The 23,538-nt window shown below is 71.9% G+C and carries 21 protein-coding genes; 12 read left to right on the top strand and 9 right to left on the bottom strand.

Annotated elements, in window-relative coordinates; translation table 11 throughout:
- Positions 1 to 220 precede the first annotated feature (220 nt).
- Complete coding sequence (gene ispG, locus AC32QD_RS02365) at positions 221 to 1,363, top strand: flavodoxin-dependent (E)-4-hydroxy-3-methylbut-2-enyl-diphosphate synthase (protein WP_492008875.1); 1,143 nt, start codon at positions 221 to 223, stop codon at positions 1,361 to 1,363.
- 4 nt (positions 1,364 to 1,367) lie between these two features.
- Entirely contained in the window at positions 1,368 to 1,853 is a 486-nt protein-coding gene (locus tag AC32QD_RS02360) for a DUF1499 domain-containing protein (protein WP_492008874.1), read from the top strand.
- Between the two features lie 30 nt (positions 1,854 to 1,883).
- Here AC32QD_RS02360 and ychF read toward each other — a convergent pair whose 3' ends face one another.
- From ychF to AC32QD_RS02330, 6 genes are all read right to left on the bottom strand, one after another.
- Positions 1,884 to 2,981: a redox-regulated ATPase YchF gene (gene ychF, locus AC32QD_RS02355; RefSeq protein ID WP_492008873.1), complete on the bottom strand. Its 1,098-nt coding sequence runs from the start codon at positions 2,979 to 2,981 to the stop codon at positions 1,884 to 1,886.
- Between the two features lie 144 nt (positions 2,982 to 3,125).
- Entirely contained in the window at positions 3,126 to 4,991 is a 1,866-nt protein-coding gene (locus tag AC32QD_RS02350) for an ATP-binding protein (RefSeq protein WP_492008872.1), read from the bottom strand.
- A 31-nt stretch (positions 4,992 to 5,022) separates the two neighbouring features.
- Positions 5,023 to 5,748: an aminoacyl-tRNA hydrolase gene (pth, locus tag AC32QD_RS02345; protein ID WP_492008871.1), complete on the bottom strand. Its 726-nt coding sequence runs from the start codon at positions 5,746 to 5,748 to the stop codon at positions 5,023 to 5,025.
- A 28-nt stretch (positions 5,749 to 5,776) separates the two neighbouring features.
- Entirely contained in the window at positions 5,777 to 6,151 is a 375-nt protein-coding gene (gene grxD, locus AC32QD_RS02340; protein WP_492008870.1) for a Grx4 family monothiol glutaredoxin, read from the bottom strand.
- Positions 6,152 to 6,209: 58 nt separating this feature from the next.
- Complete coding sequence (locus tag AC32QD_RS02335) at positions 6,210 to 6,452, bottom strand: BolA/IbaG family iron-sulfur metabolism protein (RefSeq protein WP_492008869.1); 243 nt, start codon at positions 6,450 to 6,452, stop codon at positions 6,210 to 6,212.
- 89 nt (positions 6,453 to 6,541) lie between these two features.
- On the bottom strand, positions 6,542 to 7,741 hold the full coding sequence (locus AC32QD_RS02330; RefSeq protein WP_492008868.1) for an MFS transporter: 1,200 nt from the start codon (positions 7,739 to 7,741) through the stop codon (positions 6,542 to 6,544).
- Positions 7,742 to 7,885: 144 nt separating this feature from the next.
- On the opposite strand from AC32QD_RS02330, the gene AC32QD_RS02325 reads away from it, so the two are divergent.
- Entirely contained in the window at positions 7,886 to 9,484 is a 1,599-nt protein-coding gene (locus tag AC32QD_RS02325; protein WP_492008867.1) for a 5-guanidino-2-oxopentanoate decarboxylase, read from the top strand.
- A 106-nt stretch (positions 9,485 to 9,590) separates the two neighbouring features.
- On the top strand, positions 9,591 to 10,148 hold the full coding sequence (locus AC32QD_RS02320; protein ID WP_492008866.1) for a thioredoxin family protein: 558 nt from the start codon (positions 9,591 to 9,593) through the stop codon (positions 10,146 to 10,148).
- Positions 10,149 to 10,260: 112 nt separating this feature from the next.
- Here AC32QD_RS02320 and AC32QD_RS02315 read toward each other — a convergent pair whose 3' ends face one another.
- A complete protein-coding gene (locus AC32QD_RS02315; protein WP_492008865.1) occupies positions 10,261 to 11,484 on the bottom strand; it encodes an MFS transporter in 1,224 nt (407 codons plus the stop codon).
- Between the two features lie 293 nt (positions 11,485 to 11,777).
- Here AC32QD_RS02315 and AC32QD_RS02310 point away from each other — a divergent pair, with 293 nt between their 5' ends.
- Positions 11,778 to 12,968, top strand: coding sequence for a trans-sulfuration enzyme family protein (locus AC32QD_RS02310; protein WP_492008864.1), 1,191 nt, complete (start codon positions 11,778 to 11,780; stop codon positions 12,966 to 12,968).
- Positions 12,969 to 12,992: 24 nt separating this feature from the next.
- Here the strand turns inward: AC32QD_RS02310 and AC32QD_RS02305 are convergent, their stop codons facing one another.
- Positions 12,993 to 14,132: a DSD1 family PLP-dependent enzyme gene (locus AC32QD_RS02305; RefSeq protein ID WP_492008863.1), complete on the bottom strand. Its 1,140-nt coding sequence runs from the start codon at positions 14,130 to 14,132 to the stop codon at positions 12,993 to 12,995.
- Positions 14,133 to 14,260: 128 nt separating this feature from the next.
- Here AC32QD_RS02305 and sseA point away from each other — a divergent pair, with 128 nt between their 5' ends.
- From sseA to AC32QD_RS02270, 7 genes are all read left to right on the top strand, one after another.
- Positions 14,261 to 15,112 (top strand): 3-mercaptopyruvate sulfurtransferase, encoded by an 852-nt coding sequence (gene sseA, locus AC32QD_RS02300; protein WP_492008862.1) that lies wholly within the window; start codon positions 14,261 to 14,263, stop codon positions 15,110 to 15,112.
- A 4-nt stretch (positions 15,113 to 15,116) separates the two neighbouring features.
- Positions 15,117 to 15,668, top strand: coding sequence for a GNAT family N-acetyltransferase (locus AC32QD_RS02295; protein WP_492008861.1), 552 nt, complete (start codon positions 15,117 to 15,119; stop codon positions 15,666 to 15,668).
- Between the two features lie 88 nt (positions 15,669 to 15,756).
- Positions 15,757 to 16,623: a class I SAM-dependent methyltransferase gene (locus tag AC32QD_RS02290; protein ID WP_492008860.1), complete on the top strand. Its 867-nt coding sequence runs from the start codon at positions 15,757 to 15,759 to the stop codon at positions 16,621 to 16,623.
- Positions 16,620 to 17,954, top strand: a complete 1,335-nt coding sequence (locus AC32QD_RS02285) for a tetratricopeptide repeat protein (RefSeq protein WP_492008859.1) — start codon at positions 16,620 to 16,622, stop codon at positions 17,952 to 17,954. The genes AC32QD_RS02290 and AC32QD_RS02285 overlap by 4 nt, the downstream gene beginning before the upstream one ends.
- 406 nt (positions 17,955 to 18,360) lie before the next feature.
- Complete coding sequence (locus AC32QD_RS02280; RefSeq protein WP_492008858.1) at positions 18,361 to 22,008, top strand: vitamin B12-dependent ribonucleotide reductase; 3,648 nt, start codon at positions 18,361 to 18,363, stop codon at positions 22,006 to 22,008.
- Between the two features lie 209 nt (positions 22,009 to 22,217).
- The gene (locus AC32QD_RS02275; RefSeq protein ID WP_492008857.1) at positions 22,218 to 22,553 is read left to right on the top strand and encodes a hypothetical protein; all 336 of its coding nucleotides are present in this window, start codon (positions 22,218 to 22,220) and stop codon (positions 22,551 to 22,553) included.
- A gap of 108 nt (positions 22,554 to 22,661) precedes the next feature.
- On the top strand, positions 22,662 to 22,850 hold the full coding sequence (locus AC32QD_RS02270; RefSeq protein WP_492008856.1) for a hypothetical protein: 189 nt from the start codon (positions 22,662 to 22,664) through the stop codon (positions 22,848 to 22,850).
- A 223-nt stretch (positions 22,851 to 23,073) separates the two neighbouring features.
- Here AC32QD_RS02270 and AC32QD_RS02265 read toward each other — a convergent pair.
- The coding region (locus AC32QD_RS02265) for an FAD-dependent monooxygenase (protein WP_492008855.1) at positions 23,074 to 23,538 on the bottom strand (465 nt) is incomplete at its 5' end.

Here is a 23,538-nt window from a genome sequence, read left to right as displayed (position 1 = left end):
TCCTTTCTCGTGGCGTTCGGGCGGCAGGCGCGTGGAGCGTCGGCGCGCCGCGACGAAAGGTCTGTCCGTCGTTCAACGCCTCGCGGTTTGCCTTTGTTCCGTTCCGTTCCGGGCCGGCGTCGCGCGCCGCATTCCCCGCCTCGTCGGCGCGGCTGCCCCTCGACTTCATGGCATCGGCGGCTTATCTCTCGCTCCGTGCGCTATACCCCGAGGAGGGCCCATGACCGTCAATCCAGTTCGCCCCTGGCGCAGCATCTATCGCCGGCAGAGCCGCAAGATCCGGGTCGGCCCGGTCGAGGTGGGCGGCGATGCGCCGATCTCGGTGCAGACCATGACCAACACGCCCACCCCGGACGCCGAAGCGACCATCCGCCAGGTCCAGGCCTGCGCCGAGGCCGGCGCCGACATCGTGCGCGTCTCCTGTCCCGACCGGGAGTCCACCGAGGCGTTGCGCAAGATCACCCGCGCCGTGGACGTGCCGATCGTCGCCGACATCCACTTCCACTACAAGCGCGCCATCGAGGCCGCCGAGGCCGGCGCCGCCTGCCTGCGCATCAACCCGGGCAACATCGGCGCGGCCGAGCGGGTGCGCGAGGTGATCCGTGCCGCCAGGGACCACGGCTGCTCCATGCGCATCGGTGTCAACGCCGGCTCGCTCGAGCGCGACCTTTTGGAAAAGTACGGCGAGCCCTGTCCCGACGCGATGGTGGAGTCCGCGCTCGACCACATGAAGATTCTGCAGGACAACGACTTCCACGAGTTCAAGGTCTCGGTGAAGGCATCGGATGTGTTCCTCGCCGCGGCCGCCTACCAGCAGCTGGCGGAGGCCTGCGACGCGCCCTTGCACCTGGGCATCACCGAGGCGGGGGGCCGCGTCACCGGCACCATCAAGTCGGCGATCGGGCTGGGCAACCTGTTGTGGATGGGCATCGGCGACACCATCCGCGTCTCGCTGTCGGCCGATCCGGTCGAGGAAGTGCGCGTCGGCTACGAGATCCTCAAGTCGCTGGGCCTGCGCCACAAGGGCGTGACCATCATCGCCTGCCCGTCCTGCTCGCGCCAGGGCTTCGACGTGATCAAGACCGTGGCCGCGCTCGAGGAGCGGCTGGCCCATGTCAACACGCCGATGACGCTGTCGATCATCGGCTGCGTGGTGAACGGTCCGGGCGAGGCGCTGATGACCGATATCGGCTTCACCGGTGGCGGCGCCGGATCGGGCATGGTCTATCTCGCCGGCAAGCAGGACCACAAGATGGACAATGCCAGCATGATCGAGCACATCGTCGAGCTGGTCGAGAAACGCGCCGCCGAGATCGAGGCCGGCGAGGTGGAGCCCGCATCGGCGCCCCACGCCGCCGAATAGGCCGATGCTGCGCCGCCTGGCTCCCTGGCTGGCCGGGGCGCTGGTCCTCGCCCTGGGGGCAGGCTATGCGGTGATCAACCTCTCGGGCAGCGATCCCGCGCGGTGGCACGTCGACCCGGCCACGATCAAGCTGCGCGGCACGCCGAACGAGTGGCTGGCCGCGCCCCGGGGCACCACCGCGGCCACGCCGCAGATGCTGACCAAGGTCTATCCGGAACGCCCCGAGGAGCTGCTGGCGCGCTTCGACAGGATCGCGCGGGCGGCGCCGCGCACCCGCGTCCTGGCCGGCAGCGTGGACAGCGGCATGGTCACCTACGTGCAGCGTTCGCGCTTCATCGGCTTTCCCGACTACATCACCGTCAAGGCGGTGCCGGTGGCAGACGGCGCCGGGCTGATCGTCTACTCGCGCTCGCGCTATGGCCGCGGCGACTTCGGGGTGAACCGGGCGCGGGTCCGGCGCTGGCTCGGCAAGCTCGACGCGCAGGGCTGAGCGCGCCCCGCCTGCCGAGCGCGCCCGGCCTCAGGTGTTGAACAGGAAGTGCATGACGTCGCCGTCCGCGACGCGGTAGCTCTTGCCTTCGGCGCGCATCCTGCCCGCCTCCTTCGCCCCCTGCTCGCCGCCGGCGGCGACGAAGTCGTCATAGGCGATGGTCTCGGCGCGGATGAAGCCGCGCTCGAAATCGGTGTGGATCACGCCCGCCGCCTGCGGCGCCGCGGTGCCCCGGGGCACCGTCCAGGCGCGCGCCTCCTTCGGGCCCACCGTGAAGAAGGTGATCAGGCCGAGCAGGCGATAGCCCGCCCGGATCATGCGCTCGAGCCCGGATTCCTCAAGCCCCAGCTCCTCGAGGAAGGCCGCGCGCTCGGGGCCGTCGAGCTGGGCGATCTCGGCCTCGATGGCCGCCGAGATCACGACGCAGCCTGCGCCCTGCTCGGCGGCCATGCGCCCGACCCGGGCCGACTGTGCGTTGCCGCTGGCCGCCGCGGCCTCCTCGACATTGCAGACATAGAGCACCGGCTTTGCGGTCAAGAGCTGCAGGCCCCGCCAGGCCTTGAGGTCCTCGTCCGCCACCTCGACCGTGCGCGCCGGGCGCCCGGCCTCCAGCGCCGCGCGGGCGCGGCCCAGCAGGCGCTCCTGCTGTGCCGCCTCCTTGTCGCCGCCGCGCACGCGGCGCGCGACGCCCTGCAGGCGGCGCTCGACCGACTCCAGGTCGGCCAGCATCAGCTCGGTCTCCACCGTCTCGGCGTCGGCCACCGGGTCGATGCGGCCCTCCACATGGGCGACGTCGTCGTCCTCGAAGCAGCGCAGCACGTGGGCGATGGCGTCGACCTCGCGGATATTGGCCAGGAACTGGTTGCCCAGCCCCTCGCCCTTCGAGGCGCCGCGCACCAGCCCGGCGATGTCGACGAAGGTCAGCCGCGTCGGGATGATCTTGGCCGACTTGCCCAGCCGCGCCAGCGTCTCGAGCCGGTCGTCGGGCACCGGCACCTCGCCCACGTTCGGCTCGATGGTACAGAAGGGGAAATTCGCGGCCGCGGCGGCGGCGGTGCGCGTCAGCGCATTGAACAGCGTCGACTTGCCCACATTGGGCAGCCCGACGATGCCGCATCTGAAGCCCATTGGCGTGTGCCTTTTCCGCCCTGCCCGAGACGGTGCGCGCTGTGGCACGGGCCGCCTGCGGGGTCAAGGCCCGCCCCCCGCGCCGCGGTGCAATCCGGGGGTCGGCGATGGCCGCGACGGCTTGCGGGAAGGCCGCGCCTTCGATCAGCGGGACTCCACGGCGCTGCGCCGCTTGGGCGCCGCAGGCGCGACCGAGCGCCCGCCAAGCACGCGCTCGAGCACCGTGCGCAAGGCGGCCGGATTGATCGGCTTGGCGAGAAAGGCGTCGAAGTCCTCGGTCTGCCCGGCCTCGTCGGCTCCGTGCGCGCCCGAGACCGCCACCAGCGCCAGATCGGGCCGGCCGAGCTCGCCGCGGCGGACGCGTGCCGCGAGCTCGGCGGCATCGATGCCCGGAAGCTTGAGGTCGACGAGCGCCGCGTCCAGCGCGTCGTGCTCCAGCGCGGCGAGCGCGGCCGGGCCGTCGCGGGCCTCCACCGCCTCGACCCCGAGCGCCTCGAGCAGCAGGCGCAACACCATGCGGTTGGTCTCGGCCTCGTCGGCGACCAGCACGCGGCCGGCGAGCGCAGGCGTGCCCGCGGTGTCGCCGGTCTGGCCGCGCTCGCACCGCCGCGCAGGCGTCTCGGCGAGGAACTCGAACCGGAAGGTCGATCCCTCGCCCGGCACGCTCTCGACGCTGACGCCGCCGCCCATCGCCTTGGCGAGGCGGCGGGTGATGTTGAGGCCCAGACCGGTGCCGCCATAGCGCCGGCTGATGCTGCCGTCGCCCTGGATGAAGGGCGCGAACAGCCTGCACTGCTGCGCTTCGTCGATGCCGATCCCGGTGTCCGTGACCGTGGCGGTGATGCGCCAGCGTTGGGCGTCGCCGGGGGCGCCGTGCTCAGGCCCGACCGGAGCGGCGGTGAGCGCCACCCGCACCGAGCCGCGCTCGGTGAACTTGAGCGCGTTCGAGACCAGGTTGGACAGGCACTGGCGCACGCGCACGGTGTCGAACACCAGCCGCTGGGGCACCGCCTCGCCCACCTCGACGGTGAAGTCGAGGCCGGCCTGCTCGGCCAGCGGGCGGAACAGGCTCTCGACATGCTCGGCGGTCCGGCGCAGGTCGTCCTCGGTCGAGGCGATCGCCAGTTCCCCGGCCTCGAGCTTGGAAAAGTCGAGGATCTCGTTGAGCAGCGCGTTGAGGTTGTGCCCGGACTCCGCGATCACCTCGATCCGCCGGCGCACGGCAGGCTCGAGCTCGGCGCCCAGGAGCGCCTGCGCCATGCCGATGATGCCGTTGAGCGGCGTGCGCAGCTCGTGGCTGATGGTGGCGATCAGGGTCGACTTGGCCCGCCTTTCGCGCTCGGCCTCGTCGCGGGCCTCGGCCAGGGCATGCGTGTGCTCGAGGCGCCGGCGATAGGCCCGCGCCGCCCAGCGCGACAGAGCCACGACGCAGACCGAGAAGCCGAGGATGGGAAGCAGGCCGGTGATGAAGTCCGTGGCGAACAGCGTTTCGCCCAGCAGCATGTCGCGCAGCGCCAGCGCCGTTGCCAGCACGGCATAAAGCCCCTGTCGCGCCATCAGCAGCCAGAGTACCTGCGGGTTGGCCAGCGCCACATAGAAGGTGTTGATGAACAACAGGCCGAGCGGGAACAGCTGCTCGTCGGGCGTGGCGAAGACCCAAAGCACGACGATGATCAGCCCGATCGCCGAGGCGGTCACCAGGTTGGCAACGACGAAGCCCAGCCAGGCCCGGCGAGCCCGCGCTGGCCGCGCCGCGAGAAAGCCCGCGGCCGCCCGCCGCTCGAGCAGCTCGGCGGCCAGCATGGCGGCGATGCAGCCCCCCACCCAGCCTGCGGGTACATAGACCAGCGACAGCACAAGCACCGCAACGAAGAAGCCGAGGCGCTGCCATCTCTGGCGCAGCCGGGCGATGACGAGCGCATGCCTTGCCCGCCGCTCTATGATCGGATTGCGCTGCGCCTGGTCGGTCAACCCCATTCCCCCCGTGGCGCCGTAAACTAGCTCCTCCACGCCGCTCTAATGGCAGATAAAGCACCGGGTGTCATCTATGGGTAAATTTTGTGCGAAGACGGGACAAAAGGCTGTCCGCGCCTTGCGCTTGGCCGTCCCCTTGGCCGTCCCCTTGGGCGTCCCCCTGTCCGTCCCCGGCCGGCGCCTGCGCGGGGCGCGGCTTGCCCGGCGGATCGGCCGCCGGTCGTGCCGGGCGCACGGCCAGCGCCACCGCGCTCATGAAGCCGGCGGCATCGCCCGCCGCCAGCCGCGCCGCCTCGCGCCCCACCGCCTCGAGCAGCGGCTCGAGCCAGGCCCGGTCCTCCCTGGCGAAGTCGCTCAGCACATAGGGCGTGACCAGCTCCTTGCGGCCCGGGTGGCCGATGCCCAGCCGCACGCGGTTGAAGTCGGCCCCGACATGCTGAATCAGCGAGCGCAGCCCGTTGTGCCCGGCATGCCCGCCGCCGGTCTTCACCCGCAGCTTGCCCGGCGCCAGGTCCAGCTCGTCGTGGAACACCCACAGCTCGGCGGGCGCCAGCTTGAGGTAGCGCATCGCCTCGCCGGCCGCCTGGCCCGAGAGGTTCATGTAGGTCTGCGGCCTGACCAGCCAGACCTTCTCGGCGCCCAGCCGTCCCTCGGCAATCTCCGCCTGGAACTTGGCGCGCCACGGGCCGAAGCCCTGCGCGCGGTGGATCGCATCCACCGCCATGAAGCCGATGTTGTGGCGGTTGCCCGCGTATCGCGTGCCGGGATTGCCCAGGCCGACGAACAGCTTCACCGCCGCCCTCCCGGCGCGGGCACGCGCCTCAGCCGTTGTGCTTGCGGATGGTCTCGGCGGCCTGCTTGTCGAAGGTCACGCCCTTGTCCTCGAAGAGCTTGTCCAGCTCGCCCGAGAGCGTCATCTCGGTGATGATGTCGCAGCCGCCGACGAACTCGCCCTTGACGTAGAGCTGCGGGATGGTCGGCCAGTCCGAGAACGTCTTGATCCCCTGCCTCAGCTCGTCGGAGGCGAGCACGTTCACGTCGCGGTAGTCGACGCCCATATAGGTGAGGATCTGCGACACGCGCGAGGAGAAGCCGCATTGCGGCGCCCCCTTGTTGCCCTTCATGAACAGCACCACGTCGTTGCCTTCGACGGTCTGGCGGATCTCGTCCTGGATCGGGGTGGCGGTCTCGGTCATTGCGATGTCCTGTGCTTGGAATCTCTGCGCCCGGCTCCCCGGGCGCTCAGTCGGGCGCTCAGTCGGGGGCGCTGGTCTGCAGCGCCAGCGCGTGGAGGCGCGCGTCCGGGCCCTCGAGGATGCTCGCCAGCGCCTGGTTGACCAGGCGCTGCTGCTGCACGCGGTTCTTGCCGCGAAACTCCTCGGCGACCACGGTCGCCGCATAATGGTTGCCGTCGCCGGCGAGGTCGCGGATCTCGACCGTGGCGCCGGGGAAGGCGGCGCGGATCAGGCTCTCGATCTCGGACGGCGGCACGGGCATGCGGATTTTCCTGTTTTCCCTGTGTTCCGGGCGTCCCCTGCGATGTAAAGCCTGCCACGGCCGGTGACAAGGCCGGCACGGCCAACGCGTCACAGGCGCCGGTGCAGATAGTGCGCGCTCAGCCAGGCGGCGATGAGCTCGAGCGCGGCGAGCGCCACGAACACCACGGGCAGCGCGAACCAGGTCAGCAGCACGCCGTAGATCAGCGGCGGCACCAGGTCGCTGGCATCGGCGTAGGTGCGGTAGACGGCGGTCATCTCCGGGCGCTCGGCGGGGTGCACCGCGCGGTAGAACGGCACCGCGCCCAGGGCGTCGAGCCCGGTCGCCGAGGCGCAGCCGCCGAGCAGGAAGCCCGCCGCGACCCAGCCGCTGTGCAAGCCCGCCACCCAGGCGCCCACGAGCATCGCCGCCATGATCAGGAAGGCCGCGACGATGGCCCGGCGGATGCCGGCCCGCTCGGCCACCCGCCGCCACACCAGGGTCAGCACCAGCGCCGCGTTGCCCGCCGAGATCACCAGCGCCCCGGCCTCGGCGGCCTTGCCCGAGGCGACCATCAGGATCGGTGTGTAGACGAAGAATGTGGTCCAGAAGCAGGCGCGCGAGAAGGCGATGGTCCAGGCCATGCGCAGGCGCGGCTGGCGGGCGAAGCGGGCGATGTTGGCGAAGGGATGCGGCGGCTTCAGCCGGCCCGGGCGGATCGGTGTGCCCTCGGCCATGCGCAGGTACCAGAACACGCCGAGCAGCACCAGCGCCCAGAAGCCGGCCCAGCCATAGGCCGCCCCCGGCCCGTAGTGCGAATAGAGCCAGACCCCCAGATACGGCCCCACCATCCAGCCCGCGGTCGAGAAGGCCAGCCGCAGCGAGTCGTTGCGCACGTAGTCCTTCCGGTGGATCACCTCCATGATGTAGAGATTCAGCGTGATGTTCAGGCAGGCGGTGCCGAAGACGCGCAGGAACATGCCCGCCGCCTGCCCCGCCACCGTCTGGGTCCAAAAGGCCAGCGCCGCCCCGATCAGCGCCGCGGCCCCGATGCTGTAGGTCCAGCGGCGGGTGCAGCGCCGGATCAGCGCCGGGATGAAGAAGCTGGCCGTGAGCGTGGACAGGGCGACCGCGGTGTAGAGGAAGCTGACCTCGCGGCTGTCCTTGAGGATCTGGTAGGCCTGCAGCGGCACCACCGTGGCCAGCGAGGCCCGCGCGATGGTCTCGATCGAGAACAGCAGGCTGAACACCCACACGCCGGGCAGCGGCGCGGCAGGCAGCCAGAGCGGGTGACGCACGTTGAGGGCCATGACCGTCGAGCGGTAGCCGCGCCCCGGCCCGCGCGCAATGGCCCAGTTGGGCCGCCGGGCCGGCTGCCGCCGAATCCCGTTGCCAGCGGCGCCGTGCCCGGGCATAGACCGGCGGCGGGAGCGGCACCGAGGGGAGAGACGCAGATGCCCAGCCTGGGCGAGCGCATCGTGGAGTGGCTGGCGGCCTGCGGCATCGACACGGTCTTCGGCATCCCCGGCGTGCACACGGTCGAGATGTACCGCGCGCTGGCCGGCGGCCCGCTGCGCCACGTCACGCCGCGCCACGAGCAGGGCGGCGGCTTCATGGCCGACGGCTATGCCCGCGTGGCGGGGCGGCCGGCGGCGGTGTTCGCGATCACCGGGCCGGGGCTGACCAACCTGCTGACCCCGATGGCGCAGGCCTACGCGGATTCGGTGCCGATGCTGGTGGACACTTCGGTCGGGGCGCGCGGCGCGCTCGGCATGGAGGCGGGCGACCTGCACGAGGTGCGCCGGCAGGGGCTGATCGCCGCCCAGTGCGCCGCCTTCTCGCACACGGTGCTGACGCCGGGCGAGCTGCCGGCGGTGCTGGCCCGCGCGCTGGCGGTGTTCGAGGGCGCGCGGCCGCGCCCGGTGCATATCGAGATCCCGCGCGACCTGCTCGCGGCCGAGGCGGGCGACGTGGCCTTCGCCCGGCCCGTGCCGGTCAGGCGGCCCGCGCCCGACGCGGCGGGAATCGCCGAGGCGGCGCGGATGCTGGCCAGGGCCGAGCGCCCGCTGATCCTGGCCGGCGGCGGCGCGCGCGGTGCGGCCGCCGGGGTCGCGGCGCTGGCCGGGCGGCTCGGCGCGCCGGTGGTGATGACCACGAACGCGCGCGGCATCCTGCCCGCGGGCCACCCGCTCGCCGTGCCCGCCAGCCCCTCGCTCGAGGCGGTGCGCGGGCTGATCGCGGGCGCGGACGTGGTGCTGGCGCTGGGCACCGAGTTCGGCGTCACCGACTACGACATGTACGGCCGGGCGCCGCTCAGCATCCCCGGCGGGCTGATCCGCATCGACATCGACCCCGAGCAGCTTGGCCGCGGCGCGCCGCCGGCGCTGGCGCTGGCGGGCGATGCCGGCGCCGGAGCGGCGGCGCTCGCCGCGGCGCTGGGTGAGGGCACCCCGACCGCGGGCGGGCCGGTGCAGGCGCGCGCGGCGCGCGAGGCGGCGCGCGAGGAGGTGTCCGGGCAATACGGCGCCACGCTCGGGTTTCTCGAGGCGATCCGCGATACGCTGCCCGGCGCGCCGATCGTCGGCGACTCCACCCACGCGGTCTATGCCGGCAACCTGGCCTATGGCGCGCCGGCGCCGGGGCTGTGGTTCAACGCCGCGACAGGCTACGGTGCGCTGGGCTACGGGCTGCCCGCTGCCATCGGCGCGGCGCGGGCGCTGGGCGGGCCGGTGATCTGCCTCGCCGGCGACGGCGGGCTGCAATTCACCCTGGCCGAGCTGGGCACGGCGGTGGAGGAGTGGCTGCCGCTGATCGTGCTGGTGTGGGACAATGGCGGCTATGGCGAGATCCGCGATTTCATGCGCGAGCGCGGCATCGCGCCGGTGGGCGTCGACCTGCACACGCCGGATTTCGTCGCCATCGCAAGGGCCTACGGTATGGAGGGGATAAGGACGCAGCAGCTCGGCGAGCTGCCCGGCCTGCTGCGCGCGGCGGCGGGCCGCGCCGGGCCAACCTTGATCGCCTTCGACGAGGCGGTGGTGCTGGGCGCTTGAGTGCGGCGGGACGGCACGCTAGGTAAGAACGCGACGGGACATCGCGGCGCCACCGGTGCGCCGGCGGAAAATACAAGGGAAAACAGAAGAATGCGAGGGTGTTGCCATGGCAGCTGAGACCCCGGTCTGTGCCTTCGGCTGGCAGGCGCCGCAGTTCCGGCTGCCCGCCACGGACGGCAAGACCTACCGGCTTGCAGACATCCGCGGGCCGAAGGGCACGCTGATCATGTTCATCTGCAACCACTGCCCCTACGTGAAGGCGGTGGTCGACCGGATCGTGAGGGATGCCAAGGAGTTGCAGGCGATGGGCATCGGCGTCGCGGCAATCTGCGCCAACGATTCCGAGCACTATCCCGAGGACAGCTTCGAGAACATGCAGGCCTTCGCCGCCGAGCACGGCTTCCCCTTCCCCTACCTGCACGACGAAAGCCAGGCGGTCGCCAGGGCCTACGAGGCCGTCTGCACCCCGGACTTCTTCGGCTTCGACGCCGGACTGGGCCTGCAGTACCGCGGCCGGCTGGACTCCTCGGGCCGCCACCCCGCGGGCCCCGAGGCGCGGCGCGAGCTCTTCGAGGCGATGCGCCAGGTTGCCCGGAGCGGCACGGGGCCGAAGCGCCAGACGCCCTCGATGGGCTGTTCGATCAAGTGGAAGCGGCCGGCCTGAGGGGCGGGTCGGCGGCTTTGTGCGGTGCAGCGGGGCGCGGTACTTAAATACTCAACCGGCGTCGTTAACTCTTATATGTCTTATATAAGACCTGTAAGAGTTTCGGCGCCCGTCAGGGGGAGCCCGGCTGGCCGCCGCGGGGCAGCGCGCGGGGGCGCCGGATCAGCGCCCGCATGGCCCGGATGCCCAGCCCCGGCCCCAGCGCCATCACCGCCAGCACCCAGGGCCAGCCGACCGCCGCGGCGAGCGCCGGCGCCACCTGCACGGTGACGGCGGTGAGCAGGAAGCCCAGCGCGGTCTGGATCGTGAGCAGCGAGCCGGCGCGCTCGGGCGGGGCGGCGTCGGCCACCAGCGTCGAGTAGAGCGCCGAATCGGGCACGATGGCGATGCCCCACACGATCAGCACCGCCATCATCGCCCAGACCGGGCCGTCGTAGAGCAGCGCGGAGAGCAGCGCCGCGCTGCCGCTGACCATCAGGCACAGCATCGCCACCGGGGCCGAGCCGCGGCGCACCGCCAGCCAGCCGGCCGGCACGCAGGCGAGCCCGCCCAGCGCGATGGCGGCGAAGGCGGTAAGCTTGCCCAGCGCGCGCGCCCCCTCGGCGCCGGCCATGGCGTAGGAGCCGGTGGCGATCACCGCCACCCAGGCCCAGAAGGCGTAGAGCTCCCACATGTGGCCGATATATCCGAGCACGGCGAGCCGGATCGGGCGGTCGCTCCACACCAGCCCGATCGCCGCGGGGTCGAGCGTCGGCGCATGGGCGTGATAGGGCCCCAGCCGCACGCCCATGACCGCCAGCCCCCCGGCCGCGGCGACCAGCGTCGAGGCCCAGATGGTCGGGCGCCAGTGGGCGCCGCCGAGAAAGGCCATCAGGTGCGGGCTGGCCGAGCCGATGGTCAGCGCGCCGACCAGGAGCGAGATCAAGAGCGCCCTGTCGGTCCGGCCCCAGCCGACGGCGATTTTCATGCCGACCGGGTAGACCCCGGCCATCATGGCCCCGGTCAGCGCGCGCAGCGCGATCGCCTCGCCCCCGCCGATCGGCACGGCGATGAGCGCGAGATTGGCCGCCGCGCCGGCCAGCGCCGAGAGCATGAACACCCGGCGCGGGTCGAAGCGATCCGCGAGCCCCAGCGCGGCATAGACCAGCGCCCCGGCGCCGAAGCCGAGCTGCACGGCGGTCGACAGCCAGGCCAGCCGGCCCGGCGTCAGCCCGGCCTCGCGGCCCATCTCGGGCAGCACCGCGGCCGAGGAGAACCACAGCGAGAGCACGGCGATCTGGGTCAGGATCAGGAGCGCGATCGAGGCGCGCTTGCCCGCGATGGCGGCATCGCTCATCCGGCGGGTCCCCCCTCGCTGGCGCCGCAAGCTGGTGCCGCAAGCTGATGCCCCAAGCTGGTGCCCCTCGCTGGCGCCCGTCGCTGGTGTCCGTCGCCATCGCGGCGAGCGGGCGTCGCCGGGCCCGGCCCGGCATCTGCAATCTGCGCCAAGGGTGCCCTGCGGCCGCCTTCTGTCAAGCGCGGGGTTGACGGGCGGGGCCCGAGCGTGAATTGACGCCGCCGCGGCGGGCCGCTTCAATCGCGCGGCCTGCCCTCGCAACCCGCCGCCCGTAGCCGAGTCTGGAGGCCGAGATGTCCCGAGATCACCGCTCCGTCGTTCGCCGGGGCCTGCGCCCCGGCTCGGCCTCGACCCCCGTGGTCAGCCCGATCTGGCCCTCGGTGGTCTGGGCCAGCCCGGATGCCGACGCGCTCGACGCGCAGTACGAGGGGCGCGCGGCGGGCTGGACCTATGCGCGCGAAGGCCACCCGAACTGGGCGATTCTCGCCGACAAGCTGGACTGGATGGAGGGCGCGCGGGGCGGCGTGGTCACCGCCTCGGGCATGGCCGCGGTCGGCGCGGTGATGAAGGCGGTGCTGCGCGCGGGCGACCACGTGGTGGCGGGCAGCCAGCTCTATGGCCGCTCGCTGAGGATGCTCAGCGACGAGCTGCCGCGCATGGGCGTGGAGGTGAGCTTCGCCGACCCGGCCGACGGCGCGGCCTTCGCCGCAGCGCTGCGCGAGGAGACGCGGCTGGCGCTGGTCGAGGTGGTGTCGAACCCCACGCTGAGGGTTGCGGACATGGAGGCGATCGGCGCCGCCTGCCGCGCGCGGGGGGTGCTCCTCGCGGTGGACAACACCTTCACCACGCCCCGGCTCTACCGGCCCTTCGAGCCAACGGTCGGCCCCCCCGCCGATTTCGTCATCCACTCGGTGACCAAGATGCTGGCGGGACACTCGGACGTGACGCTGGGCTACGCCGCGGCGCGCGAGGCCGCCCACGCCGCGCGGCTGATGGAGGTGGCGGTGACCTGGGGCCTGACGCCGAGCCCGTTCGGCTGCTGGCTGGCCGAGCGCGGGCTGGCGAGCTTCGACCTGCGCTTCGAGCGGGCCGAGGCGAACGCAGCGGCGCTGGCCGACCACCTGGCCGGGCTCGCCGGGGTCGAGGCGGTCCTCTACCCCGGGCGGGCCGACCACCCCGACCATGCGCGCGCCGCGGCGCTGCTGGGCGGGCGCGGCGGCACCATGGTCAGCTTCCGGCTGGCCGGCGGGCGGGCAGAGGTGAACCGGTTCGTGCGCGCGGCGCGGCACATCCCGTTCGCGCCGACGCTGGGCGACGTGGCCACGACGCTGTCGCACCCGGCCTCGAGCTCGCACCGGGGGCTCGATGAGGCGGGGCGCGCCGCGCTCGGCATAACCGAGGGCTTCATCCGCCTGTCGGTGGGGATCGAGGACATCGGACTGCTCAAGCGCGAACTGTCCGAGGCCGTGGCCGCCGCGCGCTGAGGCGCGCCGTGGTCAGGCCCCCGCTCAGAACCCCGCGCCACGGGCGGCGACGGGCCAGACCGCCTCGACGAAGCCGCCCTCCCAGTTGAGCCCGCGCACGGCGACGAACCAGTCGTGCAGGTTAACCGTGGGGTCGCAGTGGCCGGGCACCAGCAGCAGCCGCTCGCCCGGCCGGGGCGGGGCGTTGGTGGCGGCGAAGCCGAGCTTGCCGTGCTCGTCCGAGGCGCCCTCGTAGCTGAGCCCGGCGCGCCCCTGCACCGTCGGCGGGCCGCTGTCGAAGGCCAGCGCCTTGAGCCCGGCGTCGAGCACGGCGCGGCCCTGGGCCGGCTGGCTCATCACCGTGGCGAGCACGAAGAGCGCGTGCTCGAAGTCGGTGACCGGCTTGCCCTCGGCGTCGAGATTGCGCGCATAGTCGGCGTCCATGAAGACGTAGGAGCCGCATTGCAGCTCGTTCCACACGCCCGCCGTGGCCTCTAGCTCGAAGGTGCCGGTGCCGGCGCCGCCGATGGTGCGGCAGGCGAGCCCGGCGTCGGTCAGGGCTGCCGCGGTCTCGGCGGTCATCTCGGCGGCGCGGGCGATGGCCGCGGCGCGCTCGGCGCGGGCGCGCAGGTGCTGGGCGGCGCCGTGGTAGGCCTGCAGCCCGCCGAAGGTCAGGCCGGGCAGCCGCGCGATCTCCTCGGCCAGCCGCACCGCCTGCGCGCCGGGCGCCACGCCGCAGCGGCCTGCGCCGACGTCGATCTCGACCAGCACCTCGAGCTCGGCGCCGAAGCGCACCGCGGCGGCCGAGAGGTCGCAGATATTGCCCGGCTCGTCGACGCACACGCCGATGCGCGCATGGCGCGCCAGCGCCGCCAGCCGGTCGAGCTTGCGCGCTCCCACCACCTGGTTCGTCACCAGGATGTCGTCGACGCCGCCATTGGCCATGACCTCGGCCTCGGAGACCTTCTGGCAGCACACCCCGACGGCGCCGAGCGCGATCTGGCGGCGCGCGATCACCGGGCTCTTGTGCGTCTTGGCGTGCGGGCGCAGGCGCAGGCCGGTGGGCGCCACCGCCTCGGACATCTTCAAGAGGTTGCGCTCCATGGCGTCGAGGTCGATGACCAGCGTCGGGGTGTCGACCTCCGCGAGCTTCATGCCCGGCGCGGCCGGGGGCGGCAGCGGCATGGCGGGTCCCTCGCTTGCGGTTTCGGTGGCGGAGCTTAAGTGATCCGGGGCGGACGGGGAAGCGGCAGTTGATTCCGCCCCGCCGCGCCTCTAGGAAGACCGGGTGCAAGCAGGCGACGAGACAGGCCATGGCGACGAGCGATTCCGACCTGCTGGTCTCGACCGAGTGGCTGGCCGAGCGGCTCCATGCCCCCGACATCCGCATCCTCGATGCCAGCTATTACCTGCCCGGCGAGGCACGCGACGCCCGCGCCGAGTACCTCAACGCGCACATCCCCGGCGCGCGTTTCTTCGACATCGACGAGATCGCCGACCAGCACTCGCCGCTGCCGCACATGCTGCCGCCGGTGGAGAAGTTCGTCAGCCGGGTGCGCAAGATGGGCATCGGCGACGGCCACCGGGTGATCGTCTACGACCGGCAGGGGCTGTTCTCGGCCGCCCGCGTGTGGTGGACCTTCCGCGTGTTCGGCCACCAGGACGTGGCGGTGCTCGACGGCGGCCTGCCCAAGTGGCTGGCCGAGGGCCGCCCGGTCGAGGACGGCGCGCCCGAGCCGCGCGAGCGCCACTTCACCGCCCGGCGCAACGCCGCCATGGTGCGCGACGTGACCCAGGTGGCCGAGGCGGCGAAGCTGGGCGGCGAGCAGATCGTCGACGCGCGCTCGCCCGGCCGCTTCCGCGGCGAGGAGCCCGAGCCCAGGCCGGAGCTGCGCGCGGGCCACATCCCCGGCGCGCGCAACGTGCATTATGCCAGCCTGCTCAACCCCGACAGGACGCTGAAGGGGGCGGACGAGCTGCGCCGGATCTTCGAGGCCGCCGGGGTGGACCTGCGCCGGCCGGTGGTGACCAGTTGCGGCTCGGGCGTGACCGCGGCGATCCTGACGCTGGCGCTGCACCGCATCGGCCACACCCGCAACGCGCTCTATGACGGCTCCTGGGCCGAATGGGGCGCCTACCAGGACCTGCCGGTGGAGACGGGCTGAGGCGATGGTGCTGCGGCAGCCGGGCGAGACGATCGACTACGTCGTCACCTATCTGGAGATGCAGGCGCGCCCGGCGACGCAGATCCCGCCCACCCCGGCGGGGCCGCGCCTGGCGCTGATCCGCGCCGCGGCGCCGCCGGCGCATTATTTCCTCTATCTCTACCGCGCGGTCGGGGCCGAGTTCGAATGGACCGACTGGCTGGCGCGCGGCGAGGCCGCGGTGGAGGCCTTCGTCTCCGACCCGGCGGTGGAGCTGTTCACGCTCTATGTCGACGGCTGGCCGGGCGGCTTCTTCGTGCTCGACACGCGCGAGGCGGGGCTGTGCCAGCTGGCCTATTTCGGCCTGGTGCCCCAGGCGCGCGGGCGCGGGCTGTCGCGCTGGCTGCTGGCCAGCGCGGTGCATGCCGGATGGGACCGGGCCGGGGTGCAGAAGATGACCGTGAACACCAACACGCTGGACCACCCGCGCGCCATCACGCTCTACCAGTGGGTCGGCTTCGTGCCGGTGCGCCGGGAGCAGCACCGCCGCACCCTGAGCCGGCCGCGCGAGGCATGAGCGGCCGCACGCGGCGATTCCCGGCCGGCCGCGAGTCTGCTAACGTCGCGCGCCGGCCCGCAGCGCCGGGTCAGCGGGAGAGAGGGCGATGAGCGAGACCGTGGCGCCCAAGTCCGACTTCGTCCGGTTCTGGAACGAGATCCTGGTGCCGAAGTTCATCCGCTTCCGCCACGTGCTGGTGGGCGGGCTGACGCTGCACTCGGACGCCATCTTCCCCAGGCTTCAGGTGCATGCGGGCGAGCGCGTGGTCGATGCCGGCGCGGGCTTCGGCGACACCGCGATCATGCTGGCCAAGCGGGTCGGGCCGGCGGGCCGGGTGATGGCGATCGACTGCTGCGAGGCCTTCCTCGAGCACGGCCGGCGCGATGCGGCCACCGAGGCGATCGAGAACATCGATTTCGTCCTGGGCGACGTGCAGAGCTTTCCCTTCGCGCCCGAGTCCGACCTCGTGTTCTCGCGCTTCGGCACCATGTTCTTCGAGAACCCGGTGGCGGCGATGCGCAACATGCGCTGCGCGCTGAAGCCCGGCGGGCGTTTTACCATGATCGTGTGGCGCCGCATCGAGGACAACCCGTGGCTGGGCGCGGCCAGGGCGGTGGCGCTCAGGCATCTGCCGCAGCCCGGCGCGGATGCGCGCAGCTGCGGGCCGGGGCCGTTCTCCATGGCCGACAGGGAGGTGGTGACGGCGCAGATGAGGGCGGCCGGGTTCACGGACATCGGCTTCGAGCGCGTCGACGCGCCGGTGCGCATGGGCGATTCGGTCGAGGACGCCATCGACTTCCAGCTGGCGCTGGGGCCGGCGGGCGAGGTGGTGCGCGAGGCCGGCGAGCTGGCCGAGGCGCGGCGCGCGGCGCTGGCGGCGGACCTGGCCCGGCTGCTGGCGCCGCATGTGCGCGCGGACGGGGTCTACATGGACTCGAGCTCCTGGGTCGTCTCGGCCCGCAATCCTGAATGAGTCGGCGCGGCGGCGCGGGCGGGGGCGGCGGTGCCGCCTGGCTGCCCGCGCTGCTGCTTGCGCTTTTGGCCGGGGCCTGCGCGCAGGTGCCGGGCGTGCCGCCCGGGGCGGGGGCTCAGGGCGCGCCGGCGGCACAGTCACCCGCGCCCGCCGCCACGGCCGGCGGGAGCGGTGCGGCCGAGACGGGTTCGGCCAAAACGGGGGCGGCTGAAACGGGGCCGGCCGAAACGGGGCCGGCCAACTCTGCGCCCGGCGGGGCGGCGCCGGCCACCGAGCTGCCGGGGCAGAACATCCTGGACCTGCCGGCCTCGCAGCTCGCCGCCGAGGTCGAGGCCGGCACCGGCGCGGTCGTGCTGGTGCCCAAGCGGCAGGTGAAGGGCGGGGCAGCGACAGGCGGGGCAGCGGCAACGGCGGGGCCCGCCGAGGAGCCGCTGGTGCGGCTCGCGCCGCTCATGCCGCGGCCGGACGGGGAGAAGGCGGCCAAGGCCCGCAAGGCCGCGGCGGCGGCCGCCGCGCGACGCCGGGCGGAGGCCGGCACCGACCGGGAGCTGGCCAGGACCCACCGTCAGCTCGGGCACGGGCTCGAGAGCGCGGGCGACATCGCGGGCGCGGTCTCGGAGTACGAGGCGGCGCTGGCGGCACGCTGGCCGCCGGCGGGCGAACCGGGCGGCAAGCCGGGGGAGACGCCGTGGGGCGACCTTGCGCGGATCTGTCGCCGAACCGAGCCGGCCGCGGCGGTGGTGCGCGCCTGCACCAGCGCGCTCAACCCGGCCCGGTTCTCCGCCACCGAGCTGGCCGAGTTCCTGGCCAACCGCGGCGATGCCGACGCCCGGCTGGGGCGGGTGCAGGTGGCGCTGTCCGACTATGCCGGGGCGCTGAAGATCGATTCGAGCAACTTCCAGGCACTGACCGGCCGGGCGCGGGTGTTGATCCGCGCCGGCCGGCCCGGCGCGGCGCTCGACGACCTGCGGCTGGCGATCGCCACCGGCCCGCGCCCGGCCGAGGCGCGGTTGCTGCGCGCCCGCGCGCTCGCGGCGGCGGGACGGCCCCTGGACGCGCTCGACGACTACAACGCGGTGCTGGCGGACCGGGGCGCGCGGCCCTGGCACCGGGCGGCCCGGCGCGGCCTGGCCGAGCTGGAATGCAGCATGGGCCGGGCCGGCGATTCGATGGCGGACTGGCACCTGTGGGCCGATTCGCTCGACGGCGGCGCCAGCTATCTGCAGGAGATGCTGCGCGCGCGCGGCTTCCTGCGCGGGCGCTGGGAGGACGGCATCGGTCCCAAGACGCTGGGCGCGCTGAGGGCATGGACGAAGGCGCGCTGCCCCTGACGGCGCGGCGGCGCGGATTCAACGAAATCCAAGGAAATGCAACGAAATCCACACGGTGCCGGGCTGCGCGCGGCAGCCCGACTGTGCCCGAAAGGTCACGGCCTGTGGTTAATGTTTCCTGTTCGTTCCCACCACGGATAGTAGGTCCGGCTTCGTCAACCCCAAAATGTGGCTCGACCCGCGAATTTTTTCGTTGACCCGTCGCGAGTCTGTCATACAGTGGTGGTCGCCGCCGCCGAAACCACAAGATGTAGTGAGCGGTTGCAGCAAAAGGCGGGGCGCACAGCCAGGCGCCCGGATCCACAGCGTGAATGGTCAGACCGGGAGGCAGGCTCTCCCGGGCCGGCGGGGATCAACCGCCGGACGGGCGGGGTCTGTCCGGGTCACAAGGTTCGAGGGGGACACCATGAAGATCGAGCGCCGCTTCACCCGGGAGGGCCGGTCGCCCTACGCCGAGATCGCCTTCCGCCAGGCGACCTCCGAGATCCGCAACCCCGACGGCTCGGTGGTGTTCCGCCTCGACGGCTTCGACGTCCCCGCCGCCTGGAGCCAGGTGGCCTCGGACGTGCTGGCGCAGAAGTATTTCCGCAAGGCCGGCGTCGCAGCCAGGCTGAAGAAGGTGCGCGAGAAGGGCGTGCCCGCGTTCCTGTGGCGCTCGGTGCCCGACGAGCGCGCGCTGGCGGCGCTGCCCGAGGAGAGCCGCTGCGGCGGCGAGTCCGACGCCCGCCAGGTGTTCGACCGGCTCGCCGGCACCTGGACCTACTGGGGCTGGAAGGCCGGCTACTTCTCGACCGAGGCCGACGCGCGCGCCTATCTCGACGAGATGCGCTTCATGCTGGCGCGCCAGATGGCGGCGCCGAACAGCCCGCAATGGTTCAACACCGGGCTGCACTGGGCCTATGGCATCGACGGGCCGAGCCAGGGCCACCACTACGTCGACTTCCGCACGGGCGAGCTGGTGCGCTCGGAGTCGGCCTACGAGCACCCGCAGCCGCATGCCTGCTTCATCCAGTCGGTCGCCGACGACCTCGTCAACGAGGGCGGCATCATGGACCTGTGGACGCGCGAGGCGCGGCTGTTCAAGTACGGCTCGGGCACGGGCACCAACTTCTCGCTCCTGCGCGGGGAAAACGAGCCCCTGGGCGGCGGCGGCAAGTCGTCGGGGCTGATGAGCTTCCTCAAGATCGGCGACCGCGCGGCGGGCGCCATCAAGTCGGGCGGCACCACGCGCCGCGCCGCCAAGATGGTGATCGTCGACATGGACCACCCCGACATCGAGGAGTTCATCGGCTGGAAGGTGCGTGAGGAGCAGAAGGTCGCCAGCCTGGTGGCCGGCTCGCGCATGCACCGCGAGAAGCTCGAGGCGATCTTCGCCGCCATCCGCGCCTGGGACGGCGAGGCCGCGGCGGCCGTGGACCCCAAGGCCAACCCGGCGCTCAAGGCCGCGATCCGCGACGCGCGCCGCGCCGCGATCCCCGAGGCCTATGTCAAGCGCGTGCTGCAATACGCCGCCCAGGGCCACGACGCGATCGACTTCCCCGCCTTCGACACCGACTGGGACTCGGAGGCCTATGTCACCGTCTCGGGGCAGAACTCGAACAACTCGGTGCGGGTGACCAACGCCTTCCTCGACGCGGTCGGGGCGGACGGCGACTGGACGCTGTCGCGCCGCACCGACGGCAAGCCGGCGCGCACGCTGAAGGCGCGCGACCTGTGGGAGAAGGTGGCGCACGCGGCCTGGGCCTGCGCCGACCCGGGCGTGCAGTACCACGACACCATCAACGAGTGGCACACCTGCCCCGCGTCGGGGCCGATCCGGGCCTCGAACCCGTGCTCGGAATACATGTTCCTCGACGACACGGCGTGCAACCTGGCCTCGCTCAACCTGCTCGCCTTCCTGCACGACGGGGAATTCGACGTCGCGGGCTACGAGCACGCGGTGAGGCTGTGGACGCTGACGCTGGAGATCGCCGTGACCATGGCGCAGTTCCCCAGCCTCCAGATCGCGCAGCTGTCCTACGAGTACCGCACGCTGGGGCTGGGCTACGCCAATGTCGGCGGGCTCCTGATGACGCTGGGCGTGGCCTATGACTCGGACCAGGGCCGGGCGATCTGCGGCGCGCTGACCGCGATCCTGACCGGCACGGCCTATGCCGCCTCGGCCGAGATGGCGGCCGAGCTCGGCGCCTTCCCCGGCTATGCGAAGAACAGCGAGGCCATGCTGCGCGTGATCCGCAACCACCGCCGCGCGGCCTGGTCCGAGACCTCCGGTTACGAGACTCTGACGGTCCTCCCTCAGCCGCTTGATGCGGCCAACTGCCCGGACGCGCGCCTGATCGCGCGCGCCCGGGCCTCATGGGACCGGGCACGGGAGCTGGGCGAGGCGCACGGCTTTCGCAACGCGCAGGCGAGCGTGATCGCGCCCACCGGCACGATCGGGCTGGTGATGGACTGCGACACCACGGGCATCGAGCCGGACTTCGCGCTGGTGAAGTTCAAGAAGCTGGCCGGCGGCGGCTATTTCAAGATCATCAACCGCGCCGTGCCCAGGGCGCTGGCGAGCCTGGGCTACGACGACCAGACCGTGCGCGGCATCATCGACTATGCCGTGGGCCACGGCACGCTGGCGGGCGCGCCGGGCGTGAACGCCGAGCGGCTGGCCGAGAAAGGCTTCGGGGCAGACGAGCTGGAGAAGGTCGAGGCCCAGCTCGCCACCGCCTTCGACATCCGCTTCGTCTTCAACCAGTGGACGCTGGGCGCGGAGTTCTGCCGCGACGTGCTGGGCATTGCCGAGGACAAGCTGGCCGACCCCACGCTCGACCTGTTGCGCGAGATCGGCTTCACCACGCGCGAGATCGAGGCGGCGAACACCCATGTGTGCGGCACCATGACGCTCGAGGGCGCGCCGGGGCTCAAGCCCGAGCACCTGCCCGTGTTCGACTGCGCCAGCCCCTGCGGGCGGACGGGCCGGCGCTTCCTCTCGGTCGAGAGCCACATCCGCATGATGGCCGCGGCGCAGAGCTTCATCTCGGGCGCCATCTCCAAGACCATCAACATGCCCAACGACGCCTCGATCGAGGATTGCAAGGACGCCTATCTGCTGAGCTGGCGGCTGGGCATCAAGGCGAACGCGCTCTACCGCGACGGCTCGAAGCTGAGCCAGCCGCTGTCGGCCTCGCTGATCGACGAGGAGGCGGAGGACGAGCTGGTCGAGGCGGCGGCGCCTGAGCGTGCGCGCATCCTGGCCGAGAAGGTGGTCGAGCGCGTGGTGGTGCGCGGCGCCGACACGCGCGGCCGGCGCCACAAGCTGCCCGACCGGCGCCGCGGCTATACGCAGAAGGCCATCGTCGGCGGGCACAAGGTCTATCTGCGCACTGGCGAGTTCGCCGAGGGCAACCTGGGCGAGATCTTCATCGACATGCACAAGGAGGGCGCGGCGTTCCGGGCGATGATGAACAACTTCGCCATCGCCATCTCGCTCGGCCTGCAATACGGCGTGCCGCTCGAGGAGTTCGTCGAGGCCTTCACCTTCACCCGCTTCGAGCCGGCGGGGATCGTGCAGGGCAACGACTCGATCAAGAACGCCACCTCGATCCTCGACTACATCTTCCGCGAGCTGGCGGTGAGCTATCTCGACCGCGACGACCTGGCGCATGTGCAGCCGAACGGCACCCGCTTCGACGAGCTGGGCGGCGGCGAGGACGAGGGCAAGGCGGCGGTCGAGCCGGCCGAGGAGGAGGACGCCGCGATCGCCATCATCAAGCAGTTCTCCTCGACCGGGTATCTGAGGAAGCGGCTGCCGAGCGAGCTTCTGGTGCTACAGGGCCATGGCGGGCGGGCCGAGGCGGCGATGGCGGTCGAGACCGTGGGCGCCTCCGCCGCCACCGCGACCGCGGTCGGCACCGTGGCGAGCGCGGTGATGGGCCGCGTCGCCGAGGCGCGCATGAAGGGCTATGAGGGCGACCCGTGCGGCGAGTGCGGCAACTTCACGCTGGTCAGGAACGGCACCTGCCTGAAGTGCGACACCTGCGGCGGCACCTCGGGCTGCAGTTGAGATTGAAGGGAAGGAGCCTGGGGCTGGCACCCCAGGCTCCGGCCCGGTCCGCACCCGAATGGAAACGCTGCGGACAAGCCAAGTCGGTCCTCAACGGATCGACGCAACGCGAGAATGACGGAGCCGACGTGGCAATCAATGGCGTTTCCGATGTCATCCACAGGAAACTTTCCCGACTGGGGAAAACCTGTGAACTCAGGAGCCTTAAAATGGTTAACGGGACCTATACCGTTCACTTCGAAAGCAGCTTCGGCAGCTTTGGCGACGGCATCGTCACGGTTGTCGGCAACAAGATCTCGGGTGGCGATTCCGCATATCGTTACTCGGGATCGTTCGTGGAGTCCGGTGACGTCATTCGCACGCGGATTTCTGTCCGGCACTACGCCGGGCTGCCAAACTCAATCTTTGGATCACTGGAGGCGTTCAACCTCGATCTGCGGGGCACCATTGGAAATGGTGTCGGGCGGCTTGAGGGCTGGGTGGAGGGCAACCCGCAGCTGAAGATCGCAATTGCGCTGAAGCTGGTTGAACAGGTGGCTGCTTAGTAGCGAGTCGGGCGGGGGGCCCCGGGGGCGGCGCGAGGGTGGGCCGTCCCCGGGCTGACCCGGGAAAAATGACGAGCCGCAAAGGCGGCATCAGACGGAGTGTCGAGAATGGCGAAAAACACGGGCAAGGATTACCGGCGTGGGGCAGTTACCGGCCGCACTCAGTTCCAGCGCCCTGATGAGCACTACCAGAAGCGCAACGAACGGACGGGGCACTTCATGGAAGTCAAGGAGACGCCGGGTCCCTTCAAGGGCGTGGCAAAAGAACCGGATGGCCGGGACACCGAGAATTCGTAGTGCGCCAAAAGTAACGCACTCGCACCAGATCAGGCCGCAGGCAAAAACCAATCGAGCAGCAGCAAGTGACGGTCTGGAGAACCCAACTCCGGGGGCGCGAGCCCCCGGTTTTCTTTTGCGGGGCGGGACGGGTCGGCGTTAACTATAAAAATCTCCCAAAGCGCGTTTGCAATGAAATCAATGAGTTGGCTATGTTCCCACGTGTGGACACCCCCGCGGCGGCCTATCCCGCGCCCATCCCCAGCCGCATGGCGAGATGCCTGAGCGGGCCGACGTCGTGGATTGCCTTCAGCCCTAGCCGGCGCAGGTCGCGCAGGGGCTGGAGCTCGACCTGGGCGGCGCGGTTGAGGCAGTCGATGCCGGCCACCCGGGCCGCCATCTCGGGCCAGCGGCGGCGCTGGTAGGCGGCCAGGAGCGACGTCGCGCCGGGGTCGGGAGCCCCCGCGACGAGGCGGGCGAGCGTCTCGACATCGGCCAGGCTCATGTTCAGGCCCTGCGCGCCGATGGGGGGGATCACATGCGCGGCCTCGGCGACCAACGCCAGGCGCTCGGCGGTCAGGCGCAGCGCGAGCTGGCCGATGATCGGCCACACGGCGCGGGGGCCGGCGAGCGCGAGCGGGCCCATCAGGCCCATGGTCTCGGCGGTGAGCTCGGTGCCGAGCGCCGCGTCGTCGAGGGCTGCGAGCCG

It is taken from the genome of Thermohalobaculum sp., from assembly GCF_058622915.1.
The sequence above is the reverse complement of the archived record's forward strand: the minus strand, read 5'-3'. Positions and strand labels throughout refer to the sequence as shown.

Bases quoted from the DNA above. Each gene is read 5' to 3' on its own strand.
- AC32QD_RS02360 (WP_492008874.1), top strand. From the start codon at position 1,368: ATGCTGCGCCGCCTGGCTCCCTGGCTGGCCGGGGCGCTGGTCCTCGCC.
- ispG (WP_492008875.1), top strand. From the start codon at position 221: ATGACCGTCAATCCAGTTCGCCCCTGGCGCAGCATCTATCGCCGGCAG.
- AC32QD_RS02275 (WP_492008857.1), top strand. From the start codon at position 22,218: ATGGTTAACGGGACCTATACCGTTCACTTCGAAAGCAGCTTCGGCAGC.
- grxD (WP_492008870.1), bottom strand. From the start codon at position 6,151: ATGACCGAGACCGCCACCCCGATCCAGGACGAGATCCGCCAGACCGTC.
- AC32QD_RS02325 (WP_492008867.1), top strand. From the start codon at position 7,886: ATGCCCAGCCTGGGCGAGCGCATCGTGGAGTGGCTGGCGGCCTGCGGC.
- AC32QD_RS02280 (WP_492008858.1), top strand. From the start codon at position 18,361: ATGAAGATCGAGCGCCGCTTCACCCGGGAGGGCCGGTCGCCCTACGCC.
- AC32QD_RS02335 (WP_492008869.1), bottom strand. From the start codon at position 6,452: ATGCCCGTGCCGCCGTCCGAGATCGAGAGCCTGATCCGCGCCGCCTTC.
- AC32QD_RS02305 (WP_492008863.1), bottom strand. From the start codon at position 14,132: ATGCCGCTGCCGCCCCCGGCCGCGCCGGGCATGAAGCTCGCGGAGGTC.
- AC32QD_RS02320 (WP_492008866.1), top strand. From the start codon at position 9,591: ATGGCAGCTGAGACCCCGGTCTGTGCCTTCGGCTGGCAGGCGCCGCAG.
- AC32QD_RS02290 (WP_492008860.1), top strand. From the start codon at position 15,757: ATGAGCGAGACCGTGGCGCCCAAGTCCGACTTCGTCCGGTTCTGGAAC.
- ychF (WP_492008873.1), bottom strand. From the start codon at position 2,981: ATGGGCTTCAGATGCGGCATCGTCGGGCTGCCCAATGTGGGCAAGTCG.
- AC32QD_RS02295 (WP_492008861.1), top strand. From the start codon at position 15,117: ATGGTGCTGCGGCAGCCGGGCGAGACGATCGACTACGTCGTCACCTAT.
- AC32QD_RS02330 (WP_492008868.1), bottom strand. From the start codon at position 7,741: ATGGCCCTCAACGTGCGTCACCCGCTCTGGCTGCCTGCCGCGCCGCTG.
- AC32QD_RS02315 (WP_492008865.1), bottom strand. From the start codon at position 11,484: ATGAGCGATGCCGCCATCGCGGGCAAGCGCGCCTCGATCGCGCTCCTG.
- AC32QD_RS02310 (WP_492008864.1), top strand. From the start codon at position 11,778: ATGTCCCGAGATCACCGCTCCGTCGTTCGCCGGGGCCTGCGCCCCGGC.
- sseA (WP_492008862.1), top strand. From the start codon at position 14,261: ATGGCGACGAGCGATTCCGACCTGCTGGTCTCGACCGAGTGGCTGGCC.
- AC32QD_RS02270 (WP_492008856.1), top strand. From the start codon at position 22,662: ATGGCGAAAAACACGGGCAAGGATTACCGGCGTGGGGCAGTTACCGGC.
- AC32QD_RS02285 (WP_492008859.1), top strand. From the start codon at position 16,620: ATGAGTCGGCGCGGCGGCGCGGGCGGGGGCGGCGGTGCCGCCTGGCTG.